Annotated in this window: 22 protein-coding genes; 8 read left to right on the forward strand and 14 right to left on the reverse strand. The window is 55.4% G+C overall.

Going from position 1 to position 23,043, the window contains the following annotated elements; translation table 11 throughout:
• Window positions 1-107: 107 nt before the first annotated feature.
• The 12 genes from moeB to L1047_RS00315 all read right to left on the reverse strand — a co-directional run bounded on the left by moeB (window position 108) and on the right by L1047_RS00315 (window position 12,056).
• A complete protein-coding gene (gene moeB / locus L1047_RS00260) occupies window positions 108-1,277 on the reverse strand; it encodes a molybdopterin-synthase adenylyltransferase MoeB (protein WP_235276564.1) in 1,170 nt (389 codons plus the stop codon).
• Between the two features lie 2 nt (window positions 1,278-1,279).
• Window positions 1,280-1,561 (reverse strand): MoaD/ThiS family protein, encoded by a 282-nt coding sequence (locus L1047_RS00265; protein WP_235276565.1) that lies wholly within the window; start codon window positions 1,559-1,561, stop codon window positions 1,280-1,282.
• Between the two features lie 196 nt (window positions 1,562-1,757).
• Window positions 1,758-2,246, reverse strand: coding sequence for a M67 family metallopeptidase (locus L1047_RS00270; protein ID WP_235276566.1), 489 nt, complete (start codon window positions 2,244-2,246; stop codon window positions 1,758-1,760).
• Window positions 2,247-2,368: 122 nt separating this feature from the next.
• A complete protein-coding gene (locus tag L1047_RS00275) occupies window positions 2,369-2,635 on the reverse strand; it encodes a DUF6464 family protein (RefSeq protein ID WP_235276567.1) in 267 nt (88 codons plus the stop codon).
• 251 nt (window positions 2,636-2,886) lie between these two features.
• Window positions 2,887-4,338, reverse strand: coding sequence for an argininosuccinate lyase (gene argH, locus L1047_RS00280; RefSeq protein ID WP_443081696.1), 1,452 nt, complete (start codon window positions 4,336-4,338; stop codon window positions 2,887-2,889).
• A 188-nt stretch (window positions 4,339-4,526) separates the two neighbouring features.
• A complete protein-coding gene (locus L1047_RS00285; protein WP_235276568.1) occupies window positions 4,527-4,745 on the reverse strand; it encodes a hypothetical protein in 219 nt (72 codons plus the stop codon).
• A 70-nt stretch (window positions 4,746-4,815) separates the two neighbouring features.
• On the reverse strand, window positions 4,816-6,543 hold the full coding sequence (locus tag L1047_RS00290) for a PP2C family protein-serine/threonine phosphatase (protein ID WP_235276569.1): 1,728 nt from the start codon (window positions 6,541-6,543) through the stop codon (window positions 4,816-4,818).
• A 333-nt stretch (window positions 6,544-6,876) separates the two neighbouring features.
• Entirely contained in the window at window positions 6,877-8,055 is a 1,179-nt protein-coding gene (locus L1047_RS00295; RefSeq protein ID WP_235276570.1) for a glycosyltransferase family 4 protein, read from the reverse strand.
• A gap of 157 nt (window positions 8,056-8,212) precedes the next feature.
• Entirely contained in the window at window positions 8,213-9,586 is a 1,374-nt protein-coding gene (locus tag L1047_RS00300) for an MFS transporter (RefSeq protein WP_235276571.1), read from the reverse strand.
• A gap of 317 nt (window positions 9,587-9,903) precedes the next feature.
• Complete coding sequence (locus L1047_RS00305) at window positions 9,904-10,302, reverse strand: MgPME-cyclase complex family protein (RefSeq protein WP_443081669.1); 399 nt, start codon at window positions 10,300-10,302, stop codon at window positions 9,904-9,906.
• Window positions 10,303-10,321: 19 nt separating this feature from the next.
• Window positions 10,322-10,783, reverse strand: a complete 462-nt coding sequence (locus tag L1047_RS00310; RefSeq protein WP_235276572.1) for a hypothetical protein — start codon at window positions 10,781-10,783, stop codon at window positions 10,322-10,324.
• A gap of 154 nt (window positions 10,784-10,937) precedes the next feature.
• Entirely contained in the window at window positions 10,938-12,056 is a 1,119-nt protein-coding gene (locus L1047_RS00315; protein ID WP_235276574.1) for a class I SAM-dependent methyltransferase, read from the reverse strand.
• A gap of 148 nt (window positions 12,057-12,204) precedes the next feature.
• Here L1047_RS00315 and L1047_RS00320 point away from each other — a divergent pair, with 148 nt between their 5' ends.
• The 4 genes from L1047_RS00320 to ribH all read left to right on the forward strand — a co-directional run bounded on the left by L1047_RS00320 (window position 12,205) and on the right by ribH (window position 14,652).
• Window positions 12,205-12,936 (forward strand): response regulator, encoded by a 732-nt coding sequence (locus L1047_RS00320; protein WP_235276576.1) that lies wholly within the window; start codon window positions 12,205-12,207, stop codon window positions 12,934-12,936.
• A 9-nt stretch (window positions 12,937-12,945) separates the two neighbouring features.
• Complete coding sequence (locus tag L1047_RS00325; protein ID WP_235278817.1) at window positions 12,946-13,626, forward strand: queuosine precursor transporter; 681 nt, start codon at window positions 12,946-12,948, stop codon at window positions 13,624-13,626.
• A gap of 155 nt (window positions 13,627-13,781) precedes the next feature.
• Window positions 13,782-13,967: a photosystem II reaction center protein PsbZ gene (psbZ, locus tag L1047_RS00330; RefSeq protein ID WP_235278818.1), complete on the forward strand. Its 186-nt coding sequence runs from the start codon at window positions 13,782-13,784 to the stop codon at window positions 13,965-13,967.
• Between the two features lie 115 nt (window positions 13,968-14,082).
• A complete protein-coding gene (gene ribH, locus L1047_RS00335) occupies window positions 14,083-14,652 on the forward strand; it encodes a 6,7-dimethyl-8-ribityllumazine synthase (protein ID WP_235276578.1) in 570 nt (189 codons plus the stop codon).
• Here ribH and htpG read toward each other — a convergent pair.
• Both htpG and L1047_RS00345 read right to left on the reverse strand, forming a co-directional pair.
• A complete protein-coding gene (htpG, locus tag L1047_RS00340; protein ID WP_235276580.1) occupies window positions 14,649-16,505 on the reverse strand; it encodes a molecular chaperone HtpG in 1,857 nt (618 codons plus the stop codon). The two genes, ribH and htpG, sit on opposite strands and share 4 nt — an antisense overlap.
• Before the next feature lie 113 nt (window positions 16,506-16,618).
• Window positions 16,619-17,971 (reverse strand): LCP family protein, encoded by a 1,353-nt coding sequence (locus tag L1047_RS00345; RefSeq protein WP_235276582.1) that lies wholly within the window; start codon window positions 17,969-17,971, stop codon window positions 16,619-16,621.
• 237 nt (window positions 17,972-18,208) lie between these two features.
• On the opposite strand from L1047_RS00345, the gene L1047_RS00350 reads away from it, so the two are divergent.
• The 4 genes from L1047_RS00350 (at window position 18,209) to L1047_RS00365 (ending at window position 22,996) form a co-directional block, all read left to right on the forward strand.
• Window positions 18,209-19,066, forward strand: coding sequence for a carbohydrate ABC transporter permease (locus L1047_RS00350; RefSeq protein WP_235276584.1), 858 nt, complete (start codon window positions 18,209-18,211; stop codon window positions 19,064-19,066).
• Entirely contained in the window at window positions 19,026-19,754 is a 729-nt protein-coding gene (locus L1047_RS00355; protein ID WP_235276585.1) for a 4'-phosphopantetheinyl transferase family protein, read from the forward strand. The genes L1047_RS00350 and L1047_RS00355 overlap by 41 nt, the downstream gene beginning before the upstream one ends.
• Window positions 19,755-19,849: 95 nt before the next feature.
• Window positions 19,850-20,344 (forward strand): sulfocyanin-like copper-binding protein, encoded by a 495-nt coding sequence (locus tag L1047_RS00360; RefSeq protein WP_235276587.1) that lies wholly within the window; start codon window positions 19,850-19,852, stop codon window positions 20,342-20,344.
• A gap of 135 nt (window positions 20,345-20,479) precedes the next feature.
• A complete protein-coding gene (locus tag L1047_RS00365; RefSeq protein WP_235276588.1) occupies window positions 20,480-22,996 on the forward strand; it encodes an HD family phosphohydrolase in 2,517 nt (838 codons plus the stop codon).
• The last annotated feature ends 47 nt before the right edge of the window (window positions 22,997-23,043 follow it).

The raw sequence follows: 23,043 nt of genomic DNA on the forward strand, positions 1-23,043 counted from the left end.
TGTTGAGAGGATTAGGGCCAGAGCACGAATAGGGTCGATCAGGGATCCAATTTTGGGGAGCTGAGCCTGGTACTCAGTCTAGTATCTAGTTTTTCATTAATTTTTCATTAATATTTCGGAATGGAAGGATCATAAGCCTCTGCCCAGGCGAGGATCCCTCCTTTGAGGTTTTTTCCCTGGATCCCGGCAGCTTGCAAAATCCCCAAGGCTTTGGCGGAGCGCATCCCACTTTTACAGTGGACAATCAATTCCGAGCCATTCACCAGTTGCCGAACTTGTTCTATCCCATCGCCATTTTCAATTTGGGGCAACGGGATCAACTGGGCACCTGGAATACGACCGATTTCCCATTCGTTGGGGTTGCGCACATCGATCAATACAAAATCCTTTTGGGCATCGATGCGGGCCTTCAGATCGGCAACCGTGATCTCAACCATTTCGGATTGGCTAGCTTGCTCTTCCGCTTGGGCCTGCGGGATCCCGCAGAACTGCTCGTAATCGATCAGCTCCGTGATCGGGGGAGTGGCTGGATTTTTACGCAACTTCAGCTCCCGGAAGCTCATTTTTAGAGCATCGTAGAGCAGCAAACGCCCACTCAAGGTATTGCCGGTGCCCAGTAGGATCTTCACCGTTTCTGTAGCCTGAATAACCCCGATGATGCCGGGGAGGATCCCTAAGACACCCCCTTCAGCGCAGGAGGGCACCAACCCCGGTGGGGGCGGCTCAGGGTAGAGATCGCGGTAATTGGGGCCATCTTCGTAGTTAAAGACTGTGGCCTGTCCCTCAAAGCGGAAGATCGAGCCGTAGACATTCGGCTTACCCGTTAACACACAGGCATCATTGACCAAATAGCGGGTGGGGAAGTTATCGGTACCATCCACGATCACGTCGTAGCCAGCAAATAGCTCCAAGGCATTGTGAGATTTGAGGGCGGTTTCGTGTACATCCACTTGACAGTAGGGATTGATCTCCAGGATGCGGTTCTTGGCAGATTCCACCTTGGGCTTACCCACCCAGGAGGTGCCGTGGATCACCTGCCGCTGTAGGTTGGACACATCCACCACATCAAAATCCACTAGGCCAATCTGCCCGACCCCAGCCGCCGCCAGGTAGAGCAACAACGGGGATCCCAATCCCCCTGTGCCGATGCAGAGAACTTTGCCCGCCTTGAGCTTCTTCTGCCCTTCCAAACCCACCTCTGGCAAAATCAAATGCCGAGAGAAGCGCTCCATCTCATCGCGGGAGAGACTGACTTGGCTGGTATCTAGGTTCAACATCTTCAAAACCCTCCGGCGATAGCAGGAACAATGCTGATGGTGGCCTTTTCTCCGACGGGAGTACTATCCCCTTGGGCCAAATCCCGCACATCTTCGTCATTCAAGTAAACATTGACGAAATTGCGCAGCTTGCCATCTTCGGTGTAAAGGTGGCGTTTCAGGTCAGAGTAGCGGGCGATCAAATTGCCCATCACTTCGCCAACGCTGCTGCCATCGATCTCGACGGCTTCCTGATTGTCGGTATAGGGCCGCAAGGGGGAAGGGATCAGAATTTTGGTTGCCATAAGTATGTAGGTAAGGATCTCAACTCATCTCAGAGGCCAAGATTCAGAAAATACAGCTCTTACGTGGGCTTCTTACTGCAGTACTTGTGTCCTTAAAAGATAGTAGAGCGACCTACCCTGTGCAATGTGACTCACGTTCGCGCTAGCGTGCCCTTGGCGTAAAGGTCTGTAGTACCTGAATCAGAAAAAAGGGGATCTACCCAGCCAAGGCCGGGAGCGAGGGGAGCTGGGATTGCTCTAACACTTGCATCGGCTCCCGTTGCGGTTGATCCTGTTCATCCAGAATCCAACTGACCACCTCTTCTGCCTTGCCATTCTGTACGCTAACAATCACACAGGAAAACCCCCAGGGAAAAGCATGTTGCCGATCAAATTCGGAGGGTATAGCTGGATGGTTGGGGTGGGAGTGGTAGGTGCCTAGGATCCCCAGACCTTTGCGCACCGCATGGTCGTTGGCTCGCTTGAAATCCGCCGGATCGATCAAAAAACGGCGGTTGCTGGATTCCCCATCAGCCAGGGGATTTTCTGCCTGATCCCAGGTGTTGGTCACTGACCAAAGTTCATGAATGAGCTTGTCGCCCGCTTTGATCTCGCCAATCAAAATCCCGCAGCCCTCGTAGGGAAAGGCTTGCTCGCCGTGCTGGCGAATGGTGCGCAGGTGTTCTGCCAGGAGGTGAAGGGCCATCAATCTCGCCTTTGCCGATGGAATTACCGTTCTTTCATTCTGACACAGATTTGTCCGGGATCCGCTATTCCCCATAGCCCGGATGGATGTCCTATTCCATGCTCTTTCTAAACTTGAGGGGGTTAATCGGGTTCTTTCGGATCCCGTGGGAGGTAATGGATGCAGCCCTGACAGGGCCCCTGGGGGTTCACGGCACAGCGCAACCAAACTGATTGGGCACTGAATTGACAGGAGGGATCCCCCAAAGGCGGGCCAAATTCTCCAGTCCGTTGACGGCGCAGCAACACCACCTGACGTCGCCAGTCTTGTAAAAAACGGCTGTAAGCTCGTTCCCGCCACCGGCGCTTGGCAGCATTTTCCAGAACATGGGCGGTGAAGTTGTCCAACATGGGAGGAGCACTCAAAAAAGAGGCCAACTCGATGGAAGGTTGGGGGTTGCGTTGGATCAGCCCAGACCCTCAGGATGGCACACTCTATCGTGAAGAACCAAAGAGTACAGCTTTTCCCAGCGTCTCGCGTAGCGGGAGGATGGCCTTGATCCACTACAGTCCATATGGGCTAATTCCTGATCTGAGCAGGATTCTGGGCTACTTCAGATTCTCCATGCCGTCGGAAAAAGTGTAGGAGATCCCCTCGCTGTTCAGCTTTCTCCCGTCTCGCCAGACTGTTCTGGAGGTCTGTGTCGAACCTGGGCCTGCTGCAAAGCTTGGCGCACAACAGCAAATCCGGTTCCTCCGGCACTAAGACGGGCCGCCACCACCTGTTGAGGATCGATAGCCGCGAAAATATCCTCCTCAAAGGCCGGGTGAAACTGCTTCCACCGCTCCAGGCTTAAGTCCCGCAATACAATCCCTTCCGCCAAACAAACGCGCACAATCTGGCCAACCAAATCATGGGCAGTCCGAAAGGGGATCCCTTGGCGCACCAAATAATCCGCCACATCGGTTGCATTGGAGAAATCTTCCCCAACGGCAGCGGCCATCCGTTGCGGCTGAAATTGGATCCCTTCTTGCAGCAGAATCGTCATCGCCTCCAAGCAGGATCTGAGGGTATCGACCGTATCAAACAGCCCTTCTTTGTCCTCTTGCAGGTCTTTGTTGTAGGCCAGCGGCAGACCTTTCAAGGTGACCAACAACGCCTGCAAATGGCCAAACACCCGCCCTGCCTTCCCCCGCACCAATTCCGGCACATCGGGGTTTTTCTTTTGGGGCATGAGGCTGGATCCCGTGGCACAGGCATCCGTGAGGGTCACGAAGCGAAACTCTTGTGAGGCCCACAGCACCATTTCCTCTGAGAGGCGACTGAGGTGCACCAAAATCAAGCTGGCCGCCGCATGAAATTCCACCACATAGTCCCGGTCACTGACCGCATCCAAGCTGTTGGTGGTAATTCGCTCAAATCCCAGCAGATGAGCCGTCAGATGCCGATCGATGGGCAGAGGAGTCCCCGCCAAAGCGCCGGATCCGAGGGGACAAACATTTACCTGCTCTCGCACCTGGCCTAGGCGTTGCCAATCTCGCCAGAGCATTTCTTCGTAAGCCAGGAGATGATGGGCCAAGCTGACGGGTTGTGCCCGTTGTAGGTGGGTGTACCCCGGCAGGATCGTTTCGATATGTTGGCTGGCCAAGTGTAGCAGCACACCCCGCAGTTGCCAGATGGATGTGCGGATGCAATCGATCTGATCCCGCAGATAAAGGCGCAGATCCGTGCCCACTTGGTCATTGCGCGATCGTCCTGTGTGCAGCTTTTTTCCCACTTCCCCGACTAGGGCCACGAGGCGATGCTCTACGGCGTAGTGTACGTCCTCCGCATCGGGATCCGGCTGAAAGGTTCCGGCTTCGGCTTCCTGACGGATCTGCTCCAACCCCTGCCGAATTTGCTCAGCCTCCGACAGGGTCAAAATGCCACAGGCCCCTAACATCTGCACATGGGCTAGGGATCCAGCCAAATCATAGGGAAGCAGGCGGATATCGAAACCAATGCTGGCATTGAAGCGGGCAATGGCAGGGTGCAGGGATCCCTCAAAGCGCTGGCTCCAGGGACGAGGGGTGGGAGTGGGGGTCGAATCGGGAATCGACACGTTGGGCAAGATATCGGTCACCAGGCAAAAGACCTACTGAGATGAAAGACAAGAGCCAAGAGACTCTATGGCAGGACTCTAAGATAATCTCAAGAGAATTTCAGCGAACCCAAAACAGCACGAACCGGGCATGATGCTACCATACCCCGGTGTCCCTCCAGTACTGGATAACGGTGGATAACAGCTTTCTTGAGCCAGGCTCAGTGGGAACTGGTAATGCCCTTGAGCATGTAGCCCGCGACAATTCCAATCAGGGCTGCCCAGATTTGACCCGACTCCACAAAATGGTTCCAGCCTTTACTGATATCTCCTAGGACATCTTGGCGGAATACCTGACCCACAACCATTTCCGTTTGTAGGGTGGCAGGAGCAGGCAGAAAAGAAGAGTGGGTCTCAGAAAAAGCAGAGGAGGAATTCATCGTTGTGCCTCGCGGAATACATTAGACAGCTGTACTAGCTAGAGCGTACCCTCAGTTTCGAAATTCGTAGCTAACTTTCGGCGGAATCCGCTAGCAACTTCAACACCACCAATGTTGTATCGTCCACAGATTCCGGTCGTACATAGATGTCCTCTTGCAACAGCAGCTCCGGATCATAGGAAGGGACTAGGGCAAGGCTGGATCCCTGGCGTCCCCGGAAGCTATCCATCTGCTCAAATAGGCTTTCTAGGATGTCTTGAGGGGAGTCATAGCGGCGGGCCGCTTGCTGGAGCGCTTTCATCAGCCCGGCGGTTTCTAGGCGCTCACCATGGGTATTGGCCGCCTCCGTGTAGCCATCGGTGTAGTACACCACCACATCTCCCGGCTGCAGCTGTACGCAGTTTTCCGAGTAGTGACTGTGTCCTTCTAGACCGATCAGGGCTCCATCTGTATCCAGAGCCTGAATTTCTTGGGTGCGGGCGTGCCACCACAGGGTGGGGTTGTGGGCGGCGTTGCTGTAGCAGAGGCGGTGGGAGCGGGGATCGTACTCAGAATAAAACAGGCTGATGAAGCGGTTAGAGTTCTCGAGATCGCTATACATGGCCCGGTTCAAGCGTTGCAGAACGCGCGCTGGCGAATGGCGGTTCAGGGCTTCGGCCCGCACCATGGCCCGGGTCATGCTCATCAACATGCCAGCCGGCACGCCTTTGCCCATGACATCCCCAATCACAATGCCCAGGCGAAAATCTTCTATCTCTTCGGGAGACCGGGATCCCGGTTGAGCACCAGCCTCAGGGTCTGTCGCGGATCCCTCCATGGGAATGACTATGAAATCGTAGTAATCTCCTCCCACCTTGCTGGCGACGCGGCAACGGGCTGCCAATTTCAGGCCCCGCACCTGAGGGTACTCGCGGGGTAATAGCTGTGTCTGGATGTAGGAGCCGATCTCCATTTCTTTTTCTAGAGCCACTCTGCGACGCAGGGCTGCTGTCAGCTCATCGTTTTCAATCGCCACTGCCGCTTGGTCGGCGATCACCCGCAGCATCTGTTGACGGCGCTCATCCCATCGATAATCCGGCTGGCGGCTAAACACGTACAAACGCCCCCGCACCGAGGTGCGAATCAATAAAGGGGTACCGAACAACTGTACATCTGGCCCCAGCTTCTGACGCAGCCGCTCATCCAAGAGGCGTTCGAGGGCGGGAATTTCTACTGACAGGGATCCCGCTGTTGGCGTGGAGCGTTCTTGGGTGGAAAGATTTTGGGTAATCCGCTCCATTTCGGCGCGGATTTGGTCGCGGCGATTCAAATCAGAACAGTGCAGTTGCTCCAGCTGAATGGTGCCATTGGGATTGAACAAAACCAGTGCCCCCCCCTCGGCGTCGGTGAGTTGGCTGGCCACAAAGGCAGTCAGCTCCAGAATCTGGTTCAGGTTGTTGAAGGAACGCAGCGCAAAGGCCAAAGCTCCGAACCAGTCCTGCACCCGTCGTTGTTCTTGCCCCAAATCCGCCAACGGATCCCGCATCGCAGGGACGGGTACAATCGCTGGATTGACCTCTGGCAGCTCAATGGCATCGGGAGAAATTCCCGGTGGACAGGTGGGCTCCTCCTCCGGGCCAACCTGAGCAGAACGTAAATCCCCTAGGTCGTCTTCGGATGGCAAGGGCTGCGAAATCGGGTTGACTGGAAACAAGCCTGAATCAGAGACCTGAGCGGACACCTTTTCCGACCACGGGGAGCCCGACAGCCCAACCTGGGGTTGCGAGGAAGTGGCCTGTTTGGGGCTGTGATCATCCATTTGAGGATCCGCGTTGAAAAAAATAGCTCTGAAGATCCATGAAGTTAGGATCCCACCTAGCCAGGAGCGACCCTTTGGAAATATAACGACACAGCTTAGCAAAGATACCACAAGCTTTGTCACAGAACTCATAGAGATTCAGCTAAAGATGCAGCGGCGCGTCCCCTGTAACGCTTGGCTAGCAGCTCTTTGCTCCAGATGTTCAGCTCATGCAGGTAAACTACACCTTTTCGGATGCTTTTGCCTGCTCATAACAAGTTCATCCAGCGCGAGATTTCCGCCAGCCTATCCAGTATTCTGGGGAGCGGCCAGTCGCCATTGTGCTCAACTCAACTACGCTTGAAGTCGCTGCCGGGATCCCTGGCAAAGCTGCCGGTAGAGTTGTTCCACCTGACTAATGTTGTGGCTGAGGGTATAGCGCTCCAGTACCCGTTGACGAGCCTTCATGCCTAAGAGCTGCGTAAATTCCCGTTGATCCCGCAACAAAGGCAGCAAAGTTTGCAGTTCAGCCGTCACCCGCGTTGGATCAAGCAGGATCCCGGCCCCACCCGCCAAAACCTCACCATCCGCCCCCACGTCGGTGGCTACAGGGGCTAGTCCACAGGCCATAGCCTCCAAAAGAGAGAGCGATAGGCCCTCGATTAAAGAGGGCAAAATAAATACGTCGGCCCCGCGCAAGATCTCGATACGCTGTTGATCCTCAGCTACATACCCCAGCCAGTGGATCCCGTGCTGAGCGTTGTAGAAGGGCTTGAGGCTGTTGACCAGCGGCCCATCCCCCAAAATCAACAGACCACAGCTCTCCCCCATTTGCGATTGCTTCCAAGCTTTGAGCAGAGCCTCTAGATTTTTCTCCGGGGAAACCCGCCCTTGATAGACAAAAACTCGCTGCAACCCCAGCCGCTGTTTCAAGCTGGAAGGGCCAGGAGCATATTTGTCTACATCGACCCCATTGGGAATGACCGCCACCTGTTCCCCCCTCACCCCCAACTTGATCAGAATCTCCCGTTGGGTTTCAGAGAAAACAATGGTGCGATCGTAGTTGGCGAGCGAGGGAGCATAGATCTGATAAGCCAAGTGTTGGGTGCGGGAGGCAATGTTACGCCGCCGTCGGTCAAATGCGGGGTGGAAGGTCGCCACCAGAGGTTGCTGAAGTTCGGCACAGATCTCCGGTAACACAAAATCAATTGGGGAAATCGTCAAGGAGGCATGCACCAGATCTGGCTTGAGCTCCCGCAGGGCTTGGGTCAGCACCCGGGTGGCGTTAGGGGTTGGGATCGTATAAATCTGGGATTTGTACAGGCAAGGCAAAGAAACATCCCGTCCATCCAATTCCGCCCGCCAATCCCCACCGGATCCCTTCCCTTTGTCGGGCTCGGAAGATTGACCTTCCTGGGTGAAGTGAAAAAAGCTCACTTGGTGCCCCCGATCCAGGAGACCGTTGGTCACCTCGCGGCTATAGGTGACATTGCCACAGAAGGGGGTTTTCTTGCCTATCCAGGCGATGTGCATGGGTCGATCCCTATTGAGCTAAGAAAGGGGAAGCTGCAAGGGGAGGCTTCAGCATTGAGCCTCCCTTAAGGCTAGCAGAGTCGGATCCCACTCCAGACAATAACCTCGAAAAGGGATCCCTGGGTCTCAACTTGTTTTGCGCGTGATCAAGCTTGATTTACGGGATGGGAAAGTGTCCTTTTTCATCCCGACCCAACAGGCCCCAGGTGTAGAGGCCAAACAGCCCCGCCGTAATCGCCAGCCCAAGAAACACCCAGGATAGACCCAGGTAGGTCTCTGCTACCCCCGTCAATACCAACGGCAAGCTGAGGGCGATATTGGCCACATTGTTCTGCAATCCAAAAACCTTACCCCGCAGCTGTTCGGGGGTTTCTTCCTGGATCAAGGTTTGCATCGGTACCGCCACCAGCGCTCCGGCGCAGCCCAGTAGGGCGATCAATCCCAAACTGGGGAACAACCTATCGGTTGTCCAGGCCAGGGATCCCAGAGCCACACAGAGCAACACCGAGCCCAGACCACTCCAAGCTCGGCGGCTCACCTGTCGACCCGTATGCCCCACCCAAAAGGCCCCGATCCCCATGCCCAACCCGGCGGCAGCCAGCAACACCCCAAACTGATCCGGCTCCAGCTCCACCATCACCTCCGCCATGCGCACCGCCAAAACCGCCAGTGCCGCAAACAGAGAGTAAAGCACCACCACCTGTACCAGAGCTGCTTTGATGGCTGGCATCTGTCCAATGTATTGAAGCCCCAGTTTCAGGTCTTCCCAAACGTGAGGAGCCTGTTGACTGTGGGGTTCTAACTTCTCGTGAGGCTGTAGAAACACCAACAGGGATCCCGCCAAGAGGTAAGCTGCCCCCACCAGCAATTCAGGCCCCACCTCCAAGCTCGGCAGCCAGGTGCGCACCCAATGATCCGTCAGGGTTAGCAAGGGTTCTCCGATCGCAAACCCGACGATCACCGAAGCCATCATCGTGGTGGTGTAGAGGGAGTTGGCCGCCAGCAGATCTCGTTTGGGGAGGATCAGCGGCAAGGTTGCCTGTTCGGCAGGGGCAAAAAACTGGGTCAGGGTAGAGACGGCAAAGCTAACCAGCAGCAGCCCTGCAAATCCCAAGGGCATCCCTGGCCAAAGCTCATGATGAGCGGTGAACCAGAGCATCGGCGGCAGCGACAGCACCAAGCCCCCCCGCACCCAGTTGGAGGCCACCAAAACGCCTTTTTTCAGCCAGCGATCGACAAACACCCCCGCTACACCGCCAAACAGCATCGCCGGTAGCGTAAAAGCCAACATGATCGCCGACACCCAACCGCTGATGGAGGCCCCTTCTGGCTGAAACTGGCTGGAGACCAACCCAATCAGCAACACCAACAACACCTTGTCCGCCAACTGCGAACACACTTGCCCCATCCACAGCAGCAGGAAGTTACGGCGGCGCAACACAGCCACGAAATTGGCTAGGCCAGGCCTAGACAAACCTTCCTCTTCTTTTTGGGCTTCAGTTTTGGGATCTTCGAGGGGCGGGTCTAGCATGGGATCCCTGCACCCCGATTCAACCCAGTGGGGGGTGGAGTTTGCCTCCGGCAAAGGATCTTCTTCTGAGCGTGCAAACCAATCTGGGGTCGATGGGTGGGCGAGATCCTGCGGATGGGGATGCAAGTGGTGGCAATCCTCCTCCCCTTCCAACCAGTCCCATCGTTGCTCCAAGGTCATAGTGCTCCCACCGCGACATACTCATTTCTCCAGCCTTAGCCTTGCAATGGAGACCAATCACCGCTGGCGAACCGGAAATGAGGTGCCCCGATCTTATCTCGGCCTGTCTCGCAATCAAAGGATAGAAATCGGAGAGTTCAAGATTCTGCTGAGGCGAGCGAGCGCAAGGGATCCGGAATCGACTCGCTTGGAGCTACGAAGCTGCCCTTTTCCACAAAGGTAAGGCGCACGCTTAACCAACGAATGAAGTCAGCATCGGTCGACACCACAGCCCCCAAAGCACCGCTGAGTTTGTCTCGCAATGGCCTCAGATCAGCGGCTTCCATAAAGGCAGGCTCAGGCACCCAAAAGAAATCAATAGGCCGTTGGTGTTCCCCATAGTAGCGACGGCGTTCCTCCAGCACCTCCTCTAGGGGCTCAGAACGCAAGAAAGACAGGCTGGCAACAACAAAATGGTAGGTGACAGGTTCGGCAGCAGACATACTTCCTGTAACGGTAAAGAGCATAGCCAGGCGTTCACGGCCAAGGCGCATCATACCCCGAATGCTCTGTCCCTCAGAAATTGGCAGATTTGAGCAAATGCAGGGCCGGATCCCGAGAACTACAGAAAGCTTGACACTCCTCCAGCTGTTGCAGAACAGGCAACCGGGTCATCAACTCCTCTGCAGGCATGTAGTGTTCCAAAGCTTGTCTGAGGGTAGGTAGAGCCTGTGCTGCCCATTCCTGAGCCCAAAGTGAGGTTTCAGGGATCCCTGTCTGCTCCAGCAACTCCTGGCAAAGAGCAGCAGAACGCTCCAGATCCCCGCTGCGCTGGTAGGCTATCACCAGAGCAACCTGGGCCAATACACATTCCGAGGGATCCATCCGAGAGCCGTTGCGCTCGCTGGGGCGGCGAAGTGTGCTCTCTTGAATCGAACAGCAGTAACAAAAAGATTCGAGAAGGTTGATCGCCTCCAGGTAGCGCTCCTGCTTCAGAGCAGTGATACCAGCACGGAGGGATCCAGTTGAATGGGACATGAGCCTAAGCACAAGAAAAGGTTCTGACGGCCTTGCACCAGAGGGTTATCCAATCAGGGAATGAATGACCCGGCTTTGTATCCAAGTTTCGTGTCTAACACTACTATACATCCTCTGGACAAGGAGTCGCGGATCCCTTTTTTGAAGCAGACTCTCAGCCTTTACGGGCCAGGGTATAGCTGCTGACATAGTGGGTTTCTCGGCGCAACACCTCACAGCCAGCCTGTTGTAGGCGCGCTCCCAAATCGTCGTGGATGTAGTCGCGGTAGTAGGGTTCGTGGAAGGTCTGCATAAAGGCTTCCATCGTCTCCTCCAGCTCTGGCGAGTCCAGCAATTGCACCGAATCGCAAATCAGCACCACACCCCCCGGTTTCACCACCCGACTCATCTCGTTAATGACGTTTTGTCGGGCGAGGCCGGGCAATTCGTGAAAAAGAAAGACGCTGGTGACCGCATCAAAGGTAGCATCGGCATAGGGCATCGACTCCCCATTGGCCCGCAACAACTGGGGCAATTCCCCCGGCAGCTCCTGCAACAGTTGGTTGGCTTTGCGCAGATAGGCGGGCGAGAGATCCAACCCATACAGAGCCGCTTTGGGCAGGGATCCCCGTACCATGCGCAGCGTCCGCCCCGTGCCACAGGCCACATCAAGGATATGAGGGCTGGCCAAAGCGGGATCCAGAGCATCTTTGAGCAATCGAATCACCCGACGACGCATCGCATCCGCTGTGCCCCCAAATAGCAATTCCACTTGCAAGTCGTACAGCTCAGCCGAGTCATCGCTCAGGTAGCCATTGGTCTGGTAGTGGAAATTTTGCAGGTAGTACTTCGGGTAACCTTCTGTGGGGATATTTTGAGAAAACTCTTGATAACGCTTGCCATGGACTCGTTGGGCAATTTGTGGCAAATCCAACCACACTTGCGGGTAGTAGCGGGCAAAATCTATCCAGGGATTATCAAACAACAGAGCATGAGGGTAGTACCCTGCTTCGGCGTCTTGCCAATCGGTCTGCAAAAGTTGCTCGTACCGAGCTCGCAAAATCTGCAATGTGGCAGCACTAACACTAACTCGCGCCCGTGGGGGGATAGCTTTCCCCGAGGAGAGGGTTTGCAGGTCACTGAGCAGGGAGAGCATTAAATCGGAAGCCTGGGTGGAGAGGGCTTTGTGGGCGAAGCCGAAGATGTTTTTGCTCCACTGAAAGGCGCGATAGGCGGCCTCCCCAAAGGGGGATGGGATTGGCAGTGACAGCTCGGGACTCAGTTGCATGCTCATACCCTGCAAAGTGCGAATACTTAACGTTTGTTTACATCGATTATAGCGAGGGAGCAACGGGAAACTGGCAACCATTGGGTCTGAGGAGAATCTGGCGGGATTGGATCCCTGGCCACACCCCATCTGCCCGAGTACCCTAATGATCGTCATGATCGTCCTAGATTTGCTTTTTGAGTCCGGCGAACAGATTGAGCGGGTTCAGAAATTGGGAGGATGGAGTACCTTTGGTATGGCAACCAAAACGGTGTTGGTAATCGACGATAGCATCATGATCCGCAAAATGGTGGCCAGCATTCTGGCCGATCAGTTCGAGGTGCTAGAGGCCAAAGACGGCATGATTGGCTTAGAAACGGCCAAGAAATATCATCCCGATCTGATCTTGCTGGATTTTGTCATGCCGAAGATGGATGGCTATGATACGTTACAAGCGATTCGGCGCGAAGACAGCCTGAAAAACACTCCCGTGCTCATGATGTCGGGACTGAAAGAACAGGTGACCTCCCGCATTCCTGAGCCCTTTGTCGGCTTTGATTTTATCGAAAAACCTTTTGAGGCCGATGCCCTGCTCTCGCAAATTCGTAAGGCTCTGCAGGTCACCCCGAGGGTTGTGCCAGAGCCGGGATCCGAAAGCAACACCCAACTGGTCTTGAACAAGCTGACGGCGATCGAAACTCTACTGATTCAGGGCACTGAGAACTTAATTCAACGGGAGGTGGTTAGCCGGCTCTCTAATATTAACCAGCGCTTAGTCCGGCAGGAGGTCTGCAGTGCTAACCTGGAGGCGCAGCTTGCCAAGCTTACCAGTGAAGTGGAACGACATACTCGCGGTTTGGCTTTGATTGTCAATGAGCTACGACAGATACGGAAACTACTAGGATAATTTTTGCCAGTGACTGAACGCGCTTATCGTCATTTGGATGCAGTAACAGCGCTATTTGTGGCAGTGTTGCTCATTTCCAATGTGGCCTCGAGCAAAATCCTGATCTTGGGGCCATTCACGTTTGATGGGGGCACCATTCTGTTTCCCCTCAGCTACATTTTTGGTGACATCCTTACAGAAGTGTATGGCTATGCCCGCTCGCGGCGGGTGATCTGGCTGGGCTTTATCGCGGCGGCTCTAATGTCGGTTACGTTTATGATCGTCGGAGCTTTGCCTCCGGCCCCCGATTGGCCTCATCAAGCGGCCTACGACCAAATTTTGGGCCTTACCCCACGGATTGTGCTGGCCAGCCTGATCGCCTATTGGGCGGGAAGTTTTGCCAATGCTTATGTGCTGGCCCGCATGAAGGTGTGGACCCAGGGGCGCTGGCTGTGGACGCGCACGATTGGCTCCACCTTGGTTGGGCAAGCAGTAGATACAGGATTGTTTGTGGCGATTGCTTTTTGGGGGGTGTTTCCTGGGCTGGGCAGCTTGATCCTCTCCAACTACCTATTCAAGTGTGGGGTTGAGGCCCTTTGTACACCCCTAACCTACGCCATAACCGACTGGCTGAAGCAGCAGGAAGATGTCGATTACTTTGATGAGGCAACAGATTTTAATCCCTTTCGGCTGGAGTCAGCTTCCAAATAGAATCTCAGCGAGGGATCCTGATTTTGGTATAGTCTAGAGCGTTATCACATCCTGCTGCTGGCGCCCACTTAGCTTGGCCAGACTAAGCAAGAATTCCTAGGGGTTGCCAGAAGTTTTTATCCAAGACAGAACATTGCCATAGGGGGATCCAGATGATGATGCTCATTTTCCAAATTGCTTTGTTGGTGCTGGTGCTCTACAGCTTGCTGTTGGTGGTGGCGGTGCCTGTGCTGTATAGCTCCTCTAGCGACTGGAGCCGCGGTAAGAATGTGATTTTGGTGGGATCCCTGCTTTGGGTGTTGATGGTGATCGGGGTAGGGCTGCTGAATTTCCTCAAGTGATTTGGGACGGATCCCGGCAAAGACTCCAGCAAAGCCTGAATTAGGATGGTTAAGCGCGGCTTTGCCGTGGAACACAACCCATTCAGGGAATCCGTCTTAACGGAGCGGGGGGGGAATGGCAGTTTACGAAGGCAATTTTGTTCAGACAGGCGATCTGCGTCTGGCTATTGTCATTGGTCGTTTTAACGACTTGATCACCGGCAAATTGTTGGAAGGCTGTCAGGACGGGCTGAAGCGACATGGTGTGGATGTGAGCCCTGAGAGTGAGCAGGTGGACTACTACTGGGTGCCCGGTAGCTTTGAGGTGCCCTTGGTGGCTCACCAACTGGCTCAGTCCCATCGTTATGATGCGATCATTTGTCTGGGGGCAGTGATTCGTGGACAAACTCCCCACTTCGACTATGTGTCGGCAGAAGTTTCCAAGGGGATTGCTGCTGCTGGGTTTCGCACCGGGGTGCCGGTAATTTTCGGCATTCTCACCGCCGATACCATGCAGCAGGCCCTAGAGCGAGCCGGGGTGAAAAGCAATAAGGGCTGGGAATATGCCATGAGCGCCTTGGAAATGGCCACCCTAATGCGCCAAATTACTCCCCTCACCCATAGCAACAACGGATCCCGTCCCCCCCTCCCCACCGGCCCAGAGGCCTTGAGGCCGGGAGTTACCCTGGATAGCACGGCTTACTAACGGCTGGTCAGGCGAGTTAACACCTCGTTAGAACGCTGCACAAACGCACGAGCTGAAGCAGGATCGAAGCTCTTTTGGGTGATCAGAGCCAGATCGTAGATTTGATTGCAGATCAAGGCGATCAAATCGGGATCCCGTCCTTCATCCGAGAGGGTTTGTAGGTTTTGCACCAGCGGATGGGCCGTGTTAATGATTAGGGTGTGCTCCTCCAAAAACTCAAGCGGCTTTTGTTGCAGCACCGCATTCAACTCCTGTAGACGCCGCAAGGCTTCCGGCAGCAGGATCATCGCCGGAACCGATTCTGATTTCAGGGCCTCGGCTTTCACCTGTAGCTTGTCCTTGCCCAGAGCTTGCTTGAACAGATCCACCAATTTTTCGCTTCGGGTTTTGTTCGTAACTGGATCGACAATCTCGGCGGCTTTGTCTTTGTCCAGCAGGGTTTCATCCAGCTCAGAATCCACCCGTTTGAATTGAATACCTTGCTCTTTGTATTCTCGCTCTAGGAAGCTGCTGAAATGGCTGTCGATCCAGCTATCTAGCATCAACACCTCTAGCCCCTGTGAGCGATGTAGGTCGATATAGGCACTCTGGGCCGCCTCGTCGGTAGCGTAGTAAACCCGCTTGTTCTGCTTGTCTTGGGTGCGCTCTAGGTAGCCTTTCAGGGTGAGATACTCCGGCTGATCAGGGGCAGATCCGGCCAAACGGAAGATCAAAATATCTTTAATCTGGGCGAAAAACTTGTCACTGTTCATCGCCCCAAATTTCATAAACAGGCTGATATCTGGCCAAACCTTGACGTATTCTGCGTGGTTTTCTTTATACAGCTCATTTAGGCGATCTGCCACCTTTTTGGCCACATGATCGCCAATACGCCGCACGGTGCGATCATTTTGCAAAAAGCTGCGGGAAACGTTGAGGGGAATATCTGGGCTGTCGATGGCGCCGCGCAACGGCAGCAGGAATTTTGGGATCACTTCCTCACAGTTATCTTGCACAAACACCTGGTTGCAGAACAGTTTCACCTGCCCTTTGGTAGGATCGATGTCTGGGCGCAACTTGGGGAAATAGAGGATCCCTTGCACGATGAAGGGGTAGTCAGTGTTAATGTGCACCCAGAAATGGGGATCCTCCTGGAAGGGGTACAGATAGCGATAAAACTCTAGATAGTCTTCATCTTTGAGTTCAGAAGGTGAGGTTTTCCAGAGGGGCTTTTGCTTGTTGATAACCTCCCCATTTAGCTTGATAGGGACGGGGATGAAGTCACAATATTTGCGGATCAGCTCCCGAATTCGGCTAGGTTCCAAATACTCTTCATCATCCGGGGCGATGTGCAGGGTGACGGTGGTGCCGACGCTGACCCGTTCTGAATCCGAGAGGGTAAACGCGGTCGTGCCATCGCAGGCCCAATTCACCGGGGTGCTGCCCGGCTGGTAGGAAAGGGTATCGATCTCCACCCGCCGCGACACCATGAAGGAGGAGTAGAAGCCCAAACCGAAATGCCCGATGATCGCCTGCTCCGCTTCTTTGCCTTTGTACTTGTGGATGAACTCCTCGGCGCTGGAGAAGGCTACTTGGTTGATGTATTTCTTCACTTCCTCGGCGGTCATGCCGATGCCGTTATCGGTCACCGACAGGGTTTTGGCCTCTTTGTCGAGGGTGAGGAGGATCTCGGGCTCGGGGGGATCTGCCAATTCCCCAGCAAAACTGGCCATCTTCAGCTTGGCAATGGCATCGGCAGCATTGGAAACCAGCTCCCGCAGGAAGATCTCCCGGTCGGAATAGAGGGATTGCTTGATGATCGGGAAGATATTCTCAGTGTGGATCGTGATGGATCCCTGCTCCAGCATGGTCATAGGCGGGCTTAGCACTCAGATGGGCTTAGTGACAATCTACAGAAGCGGGAGAACCCGCGACAAGCCGGCCCTCTTTCCAGAAATCCGCACTCAGAACCGAACTACCTACCCCTTTAGAGTTGAGCGGCCCTAGGCAACGCCTGCGCCTGGTCAATATCCTGTTGTGCCCAATCCTGACCAACTCGAATGGTAATGTCAGAATTGAGGATGCCGGTAGACTCCACCCGCGTTTCTCCAAGGCCAATGGCAGTTCGAATCTGTTTGGCCCCATCCCGATCCCCACTTTGGGCGAGAATCTCCGTTTGTTGCAGAACCTGGGTGCTATCTTCTACAGCAAAGGCTTGGGTAAAGCCCTGTCTGGTTAATTCCTGCACCATGCGCCGCGCCATACCCTGTTCACCTGTGGCATTTTGAACCGCAATGCGCAGCCGTTGCGGAGGAATGCTGGCTACCTCCGTCTCCAGACCAAAGTGAGCCGCCGCCACCCGTTGGATCCCGGCCACATCCGGCAGCCAGTAGCTGGTGGCAAATTCTCCCGGCTGACTAAACCGACCCGGCAACAGCACCAGATCGATGCGATCCCTACCTGAGGTGAGAATGAACTTGGCTAAGCTCAGGACTTCTTCCCAGGTGAGGTTGGTGTCGAGGTTGGCGCGGATGGTTTGCAAAATCTTAGGGATTCGCGGCCAAACCGCAGGGGAGAGCAGTTCCCGGCTCAGGGCCCGCAGCAATTCCTGTTGCCGTTGTACCCGACCAATATCTCCCAGCCCCAAATGATCACGGCGGAAGCGGGCAAAGTGATGGGCTTGTTCTCCATTCAGGCGTTGTAGCCCTGGCTCTAGGTTGATGAACAACTTTTGGGTTTGATCCACGTATTGCATCGGCTCAGGTACGTACACCTCTACCCCACCGACTGCGTCGATCACAGCTTCGAGAGCATCGGTATTGAGGCGAACATAGCGGTCGATTGGGATCCCGCCCATCAAGTCGCTGACCACCTGGGCCGCCAGCGCTGGGCCGCCGGCAAAGTTGGCTGCATTGGCCTTACCGATGCCAAATCCGGGTAACCGCACGCGGGTATCGCGGGGGATCGACAAGACACTGACCCGGCGGGACTGGGGATCAAACCGGGCCAAGAGAATGGTATCGGTGCGGGTATTGAAGCGATCCCGTTCTGCAGGCGGGGGCAAGGTGGGATCCGGATTGTCGGTGCCGAGGATGAGAATATGCAACGAGCGATCCAGGGCGGCAGCCCGCAACGCATCCGGTCGGAAGGCCTCCTGCTGTTCGGCAGTTAGGGTGGTGGGGATCACTGGACGGGGCAACATTACCGCCAAGAGGGCACCGGCAGAGCCAGCTACCACAGCTGTAAGCCCAAGCAATAACCAAAAGATCCCTTGGCGAATCGCCTGTTGACGAGCTGGGCTAACGCGGTCAGGACGGGGAGGATACTGGAAGGAGGACATCAGGTCAGACCGGGCCTCGCGAGCACGTCTCAGGTAAGGTGTGTTCTGTCAGTTACATCAAGCTTAATTCAAAGCCATATTACCCCATCCTTTTCTTCGGAGATACTTTGATACTAGGTTGCCCGCAAAGTGGCCTCGGAGATCCGTTATCTTAGCTACCAATGGGTGAAAAGGGGGCATCTCCTCCCTCTGGGTTCTAGACCGCTGACTATCTTGCTATGCAAGGTGCGGAGCACCATGGGTAACAGGGAAGAATTCTCTGGCTTCCAGCCACGGGGAGTTGTCAAGGATGGGTTGTTGTATGGGCTACTGGGATCCCTGGCTCTTCTCATCTTGGCTCCTTTGCTCTGGTTGCTGAGCACGGCTCTCAAGTCGCCCCAGGAAAACATTTTTGCCTATCCGCCCCGTTGGATCCCGGCTCAACCCACTCTGCAAGCTTTTGAGCGGGTTTGGCAAGAAAATCCTTTTTGGCGCTACGCCTTCAACAGCCTACTGGTGGCTGGGGTAACCGTTTTCACCAATCTCTGGGTATGTTCTTGGGCGGCCTACCCTTTGGCACGGATGACTTTTCGCGGGCGGCGTCTGCTGTTTTGGCTGTTGATCGGCACCAGCATGATCCCCTTCCAGATCACGATGATCCCCCTCTACGTGCTGAGTGTGCAGTGGGGATTACGCAATTCTTATCTGGGGTTGATCCTGCCCTATGCAGCTTCTGCTTTCGGCATTTTTTTGCTGCGGCAGGCTTTCCTGGGGGTGCCTCAGGAATTGGAAGATGCGGCTCGCATCGACGGCTGCTCGAGCTGGGGGATCTGGTGGCATGTGATGCTCCCGGCGGTACGGCCTGCCTTGATCACTTTGGCGGTCTTTACCTTCGTCGCTATGTGGGGGGATTTTCTTTGGCCGTTGCTGCTGCTGGATGACCCGAATCTCTACACCTTGCCCTTGGGGGTGGCGAATTTGGCCAGTGCCTTTTCTGCCGATTGGCGGTTGATCGCGGCGGGATCCCTGCTCTCGGTTGTGCCGGTTTTGGTTCTTTTCTGGGTTCTACAGCGCTATGTCATTCCCACCGACTTGGATAGCGGCATCCGGGGTTAAGGGAGCGCAACCCACCCCACCCCTATCGCAACAGGTGGCTCAGGTGTGGTTGCGGGGGGTTCCCCCTCTGGAGGAGTTGCTGCCGCAAGTTGGGATCCTCTCCCCAGAAGAACAAAGCCGGGCAGAGCGCCTCCAACTGGAAGCAGATCGCCACCGGTTTTTGGCCAGCCGTTTGTTCCTAAGAATGCTGCTCAGCCAGTACAGCGGCTTCCCGCCGGAATCGATTCGGATCGAGCACAGCCCTAGAGGCAAACCCTACTGGAGGGATCCCCCTCAGCCCATTCAATTTAACCTCAGCCATTCCCACAAACAGATTCTGGTTGCCCTAGTACTCAGGCATCGGATCGGGGTGGATTTGGAATGGATTCGGCCGGTACCCCGCTGGCAAGCGATTGCCCAACGCTACTTTTCGGTTGCCGAACAAGCTCACTTGGCCCACTGCCCAGACGGCGAGCGGGATCGCCTATTTTTTCAAATCTGGACGCGAACAGAGGCCCTGCTGAAAGCCACAGGAGTCGGATTAGCAGGATACAAAACCCTGAGCCAGGATCCTGTTTTTGCTACCCAGAGGCACACTTGGGCCATCCTCCCCCTAGCTGTCGGAGCCGGCTATGCCGCTGCTGTTGCGGTAGAAACAGTGGGGGTTGAACAACCCGTGCTGCTGTTTCATCAGGACGAGGGGCGCTGACAGCAGCTCCCCTAGCCTGTGGCGAAGCGTGCCTCTCTCTGCCGAAACCTGGCCGAAAGGGGATCCCTTCTCAGTAAACTGGGGACAAGATCCACATGCTGTCTGTTCATCTGTCTGTGTTGCACGTTGTCCGCATTGCCATGCTGAGTTGGGTTTATCGCTGCCTGTTGCTGGGGTTATGTCTGCTAACCCTTTGGGCGGGGATCCCGGACATGGCCGCTGCTCGGGATCTTTCCAAACAAACCCCACAAGACCAATCTATTCAACTGGGTACTGCCGACAGCCAGTTGATGTTTGTGCCCAAGGATCTCACCTTTCGCAATGGCTCCCTGTACCGTCTGCATCTGAGCAACCCCAGCCAGTTGAAGCACTATTTCACCGCCAAAGACTTTGCCGATGCCATCTGGACTCGCAAATTGGAAGTGGCCGGCGTAGAAATCAAAGGGCAAATTCGGGAAATTGAGCTGAAGCCGGGGGCATCGGTAGAGTGGCAATTTATTCCGCTCAAATCTGGGGTCTATTCTCTGGTTTGCACCATCCCCGGACATGCAGAAGCGGGCATGTTGGGGCAGATCACCATCAGCGATTGAGCATTTCTACTCACCTAAATCAACAACTTGAATCAGTTCCCACAAGGCTCCTTCTCGGTTGGTCAATCCAAGGGATTTGGGTTGTTCCTGCCAAAAGGGGATAGAAAAGAGAAAGACTAAGCCTGGGACAACGCCATGAAACACCTACTCACAGCTGTAGTGGAACGCTTGCCCCATGGAACAAGTCGCCCCTGGTGGCAATGGCAGCAGACGGGATCCCTCTCTAGTGATGCCTTTCGCCGCAAAAAGCCGACTCTCTCCGGTCGGCTGGCAGGTTATACCTTGACGCTTCTCTCGCTCACCGCCGTCCACGGGATCCGTTACTACAATGAGCCGCAACTAACGGTCGGCAGCCGTTCCCCGCAAACGTTTCTCGCCACGGCTTCCGCAGACATCGAAGATGTAGAGGCAACCCAGGCCCGGCAAGCTGAGGCCCGACGACGGGTGGTACAGGCACTTCAAATTAGCAGCACCGCCAACGACAGCATGCGGCAAAATCTGGAAACGGTTCTAGCTGCGGTAGAGGCGGTTCGACAGGAGGCGGGATCTCTGCCCTATGTTTCTGTCCAGTTGCTGTCTCTGCCGACGCAAATCTATCTGCGGCAGCTCCCCCCAGAAGACTGGCAACCCCTTCAGGATCGGGCCCGACAAGAGGCGATTCGTACTCGTACCTCCACCCTGCGATTACAAGAGGATTCCAACCCAGCGGAGCGTCCGGATCAACTCCCCCCTGAGCACCGGGCCAAGCAAGAGTTGATGGAAGTCTGGCAACGGGCCTGGTTGGATGGTTCAGCTACCTTGACTCCGGCGGCGGATCCCTATACCCAATTGGTTACCCAAGTGGAAGCGGCCCAACGGCAATACCAAGTGGCCTTGCCAGCCTTGGAACAGCTGACTCCCCCCGTTCCGGCCACGATCCTCAACCTCGCGGATCCCGATTGGCAACAACTCCAACAGCAGAGCCGCCGTGCCTTGGAACGCATCCAAAAAATTGGCATCGTCGATGGCCTGCCCCGTGAAGTCCGTGCCGAAGGGATCCAAGCCCAACTGGACGATCTCACCTTTCCTGGTCATGCCGCCCAACGACATGAACTGCAAGCACTGGTCTACCAATGGCTGCACCAAGTGTTGATCCCCAACGTCGAGGTGGATCCGCAACGCACGGATCAACGCATTCGCGCCGAGATTGAAAAAGTAGAACCTGTCTTGATCTCGGTCACTGAAAACCAGGTGATCGTGCGGGCGGATCAGATTATTACCCCCGAGATCTTCTTGGTTCTGGATTACTTCGGGCTTACACAGCGCGGAGTAAATATCTGGGGCTTGGTGGGGGTGGCTGGGGTGATGGGCATGAGCCTGGCCATTTTTGTGACCCTGCAAAAACGCTTGAAGCCGGATCTGCGCCGACGGGATCGGGTCTTGATCCTGATGCTCTCCCTGACAGCTCCACTTTTGGCGGCCCTGTTCAAGCTGCAATTCAGCTCTCTGCCCGCAGTAGGGCTGTTACTGGGCAGTTTCTATGGGGCGGGATTGGGCTTGATGGTGGTAGTAGGGCAGGCGTTGTTGTTGCCATTGGTGGCACCCGCTAGTATCCTCGCCTTCGCCCCCTTGCTCTCCGGCAGTGTGGTGGCCTGTGCCTTGGCGGGGCGTTCTCGCTCTCGAGAAGAGCTGGCCCTCTTGGGGGGTGGGGCAGCGCTGGTGCAAATGCTTGCTTATGGGGCGGTCAGCTTGGCTACCACAGGCGGTATTGATCTCCTGGCCATGGCTTTGGCAGGGGGCACCAGCTTGGGGTGGAGCATCGTTGCCTTGGGAGCCAGCCCCTATCTGGAGCGCCTATTCGACTTGGTTACGCCGATTCGTCTGCTGGAATTGGGTAACCCCAACCGCACTCTGTTGCGGCGACTGGCGGCGGAAGCGCCGGGCACGTTTCAACACACGCTTTTTGTGGCCACCTTGGCAGAACGGGCTGCCCAGAAGTTGAACCTGAATGTGGAGTTGGTGCGTACCGGCACCCTCTACCATGACATCGGCAAAATGTTGCAGGCCCGCTACTTCATCGAGAACCAGATGGGTAGTCTCAACCCCCACACGCAACTGGACGATCCCTATCGCAGCGCCCAGATCATCAAGGCCCACGTCAGCGATGGGTTGCGCCTCGCCAAGCAATACAACCTGCCCACAGCCGTCCGGGCCTTTATTCCCGAACACCAAGGGACGATTTTGATCGCCTATTTTTATCACCAAGCCCAGATGAAAGCCGGGGATCAACCCGTTCCACAAGAGCCATTCCGCTACGATGGCCCGATCCCCCAAAGCAAAGAGACGGGGGTGGTGATGATGGCGGATGCCTGTGAAGCCGCCCTGCGCAGCATGATCTTGAGTGATGGGTTTGGCCCTGAAGTGATGGAGCGGGCAAAAGCGACGGTGCAAAAAATTGGCCAGGCCCGTTGGCAAGATGGTCAGCTCGCCGATAGTGGACTCACCCTGGAAGATCTGGAGGTGGTGGCGGATGCTTTTGTGGAGGTTTGGCGGGAATCCAACCATGAGCGGATCCCCTATCCCAATCCAACCTCTACTCCTCCCCTGCCCGATAATTCTTCCGCCCGCGCCGAGTTCCCGGTACTGATCACCCCTTCGACGGGATCCCTTTAGCTAGCGGGTAGACCGGAGGTTGTTCCTAGCCCTGCGCTCTATCCCGT

The sequence above is a fragment of the Synechococcus sp. Nb3U1 genome, assembly GCF_021533835.1.
Classification (GTDB): Bacteria; Cyanobacteriota; Cyanobacteriia; order Thermostichales; family Thermostichaceae; genus Thermostichus.

Coding starts and splice junctions, on each gene's coding strand:
- moeB (WP_235276564.1), bottom strand. CDS start 1,277: ATGTTGAACCTAGATACCAGCCAAGTCAGTCTCTCCCGCGATGAGATG.
- L1047_RS00265 (WP_235276565.1), bottom strand. CDS start 1,561: ATGGCAACCAAAATTCTGATCCCTTCCCCCTTGCGGCCCTATACCGAC.
- L1047_RS00270 (WP_235276566.1), bottom strand. CDS start 2,246: ATGGCCCTTCACCTCCTGGCAGAACACCTGCGCACCATTCGCCAGCAC.
- L1047_RS00275 (WP_235276567.1), bottom strand. CDS start 2,635: ATGTTGGACAACTTCACCGCCCATGTTCTGGAAAATGCTGCCAAGCGC.
- L1047_RS00285 (WP_235276568.1), bottom strand. CDS start 4,745: ATGAATTCCTCCTCTGCTTTTTCTGAGACCCACTCTTCTTTTCTGCCT.
- L1047_RS00290 (WP_235276569.1), bottom strand. CDS start 6,543: ATGGATGATCACAGCCCCAAACAGGCCACTTCCTCGCAACCCCAGGTT.
- L1047_RS00295 (WP_235276570.1), bottom strand. CDS start 8,055: ATGCACATCGCCTGGATAGGCAAGAAAACCCCCTTCTGTGGCAATGTC.
- L1047_RS00300 (WP_235276571.1), bottom strand. CDS start 9,586: ATGCTAGACCCGCCCCTCGAAGATCCCAAAACTGAAGCCCAAAAAGAA.
- L1047_RS00305 (WP_443081669.1), bottom strand. CDS start 10,302: ATGATGCGCCTTGGCCGTGAACGCCTGGCTATGCTCTTTACCGTTACA.
- L1047_RS00310 (WP_235276572.1), bottom strand. CDS start 10,783: ATGTCCCATTCAACTGGATCCCTCCGTGCTGGTATCACTGCTCTGAAG.
- L1047_RS00315 (WP_235276574.1), bottom strand. CDS start 12,056: ATGAGCATGCAACTGAGTCCCGAGCTGTCACTGCCAATCCCATCCCCC.
- L1047_RS00320 (WP_235276576.1), top strand. CDS start 12,205: ATGATCGTCCTAGATTTGCTTTTTGAGTCCGGCGAACAGATTGAGCGG.
- psbZ (WP_235278818.1), top strand. CDS start 13,782: ATGATGCTCATTTTCCAAATTGCTTTGTTGGTGCTGGTGCTCTACAGC.
- ribH (WP_235276578.1), top strand. CDS start 14,083: ATGGCAGTTTACGAAGGCAATTTTGTTCAGACAGGCGATCTGCGTCTG.
- htpG (WP_235276580.1), bottom strand. CDS start 16,505: ATGACCATGCTGGAGCAGGGATCCATCACGATCCACACTGAGAATATC.
- L1047_RS00345 (WP_235276582.1), bottom strand. CDS start 17,971: ATGTCCTCCTTCCAGTATCCTCCCCGTCCTGACCGCGTTAGCCCAGCT.
- L1047_RS00350 (WP_235276584.1), top strand. CDS start 18,209: ATGGGTAACAGGGAAGAATTCTCTGGCTTCCAGCCACGGGGAGTTGTC.
- L1047_RS00355 (WP_235276585.1), top strand. CDS start 19,026: ATGTCATTCCCACCGACTTGGATAGCGGCATCCGGGGTTAAGGGAGCG.
- L1047_RS00360 (WP_235276587.1), top strand. CDS start 19,850: ATGCTGTCTGTTCATCTGTCTGTGTTGCACGTTGTCCGCATTGCCATG.
- L1047_RS00365 (WP_235276588.1), top strand. CDS start 20,480: ATGAAACACCTACTCACAGCTGTAGTGGAACGCTTGCCCCATGGAACA.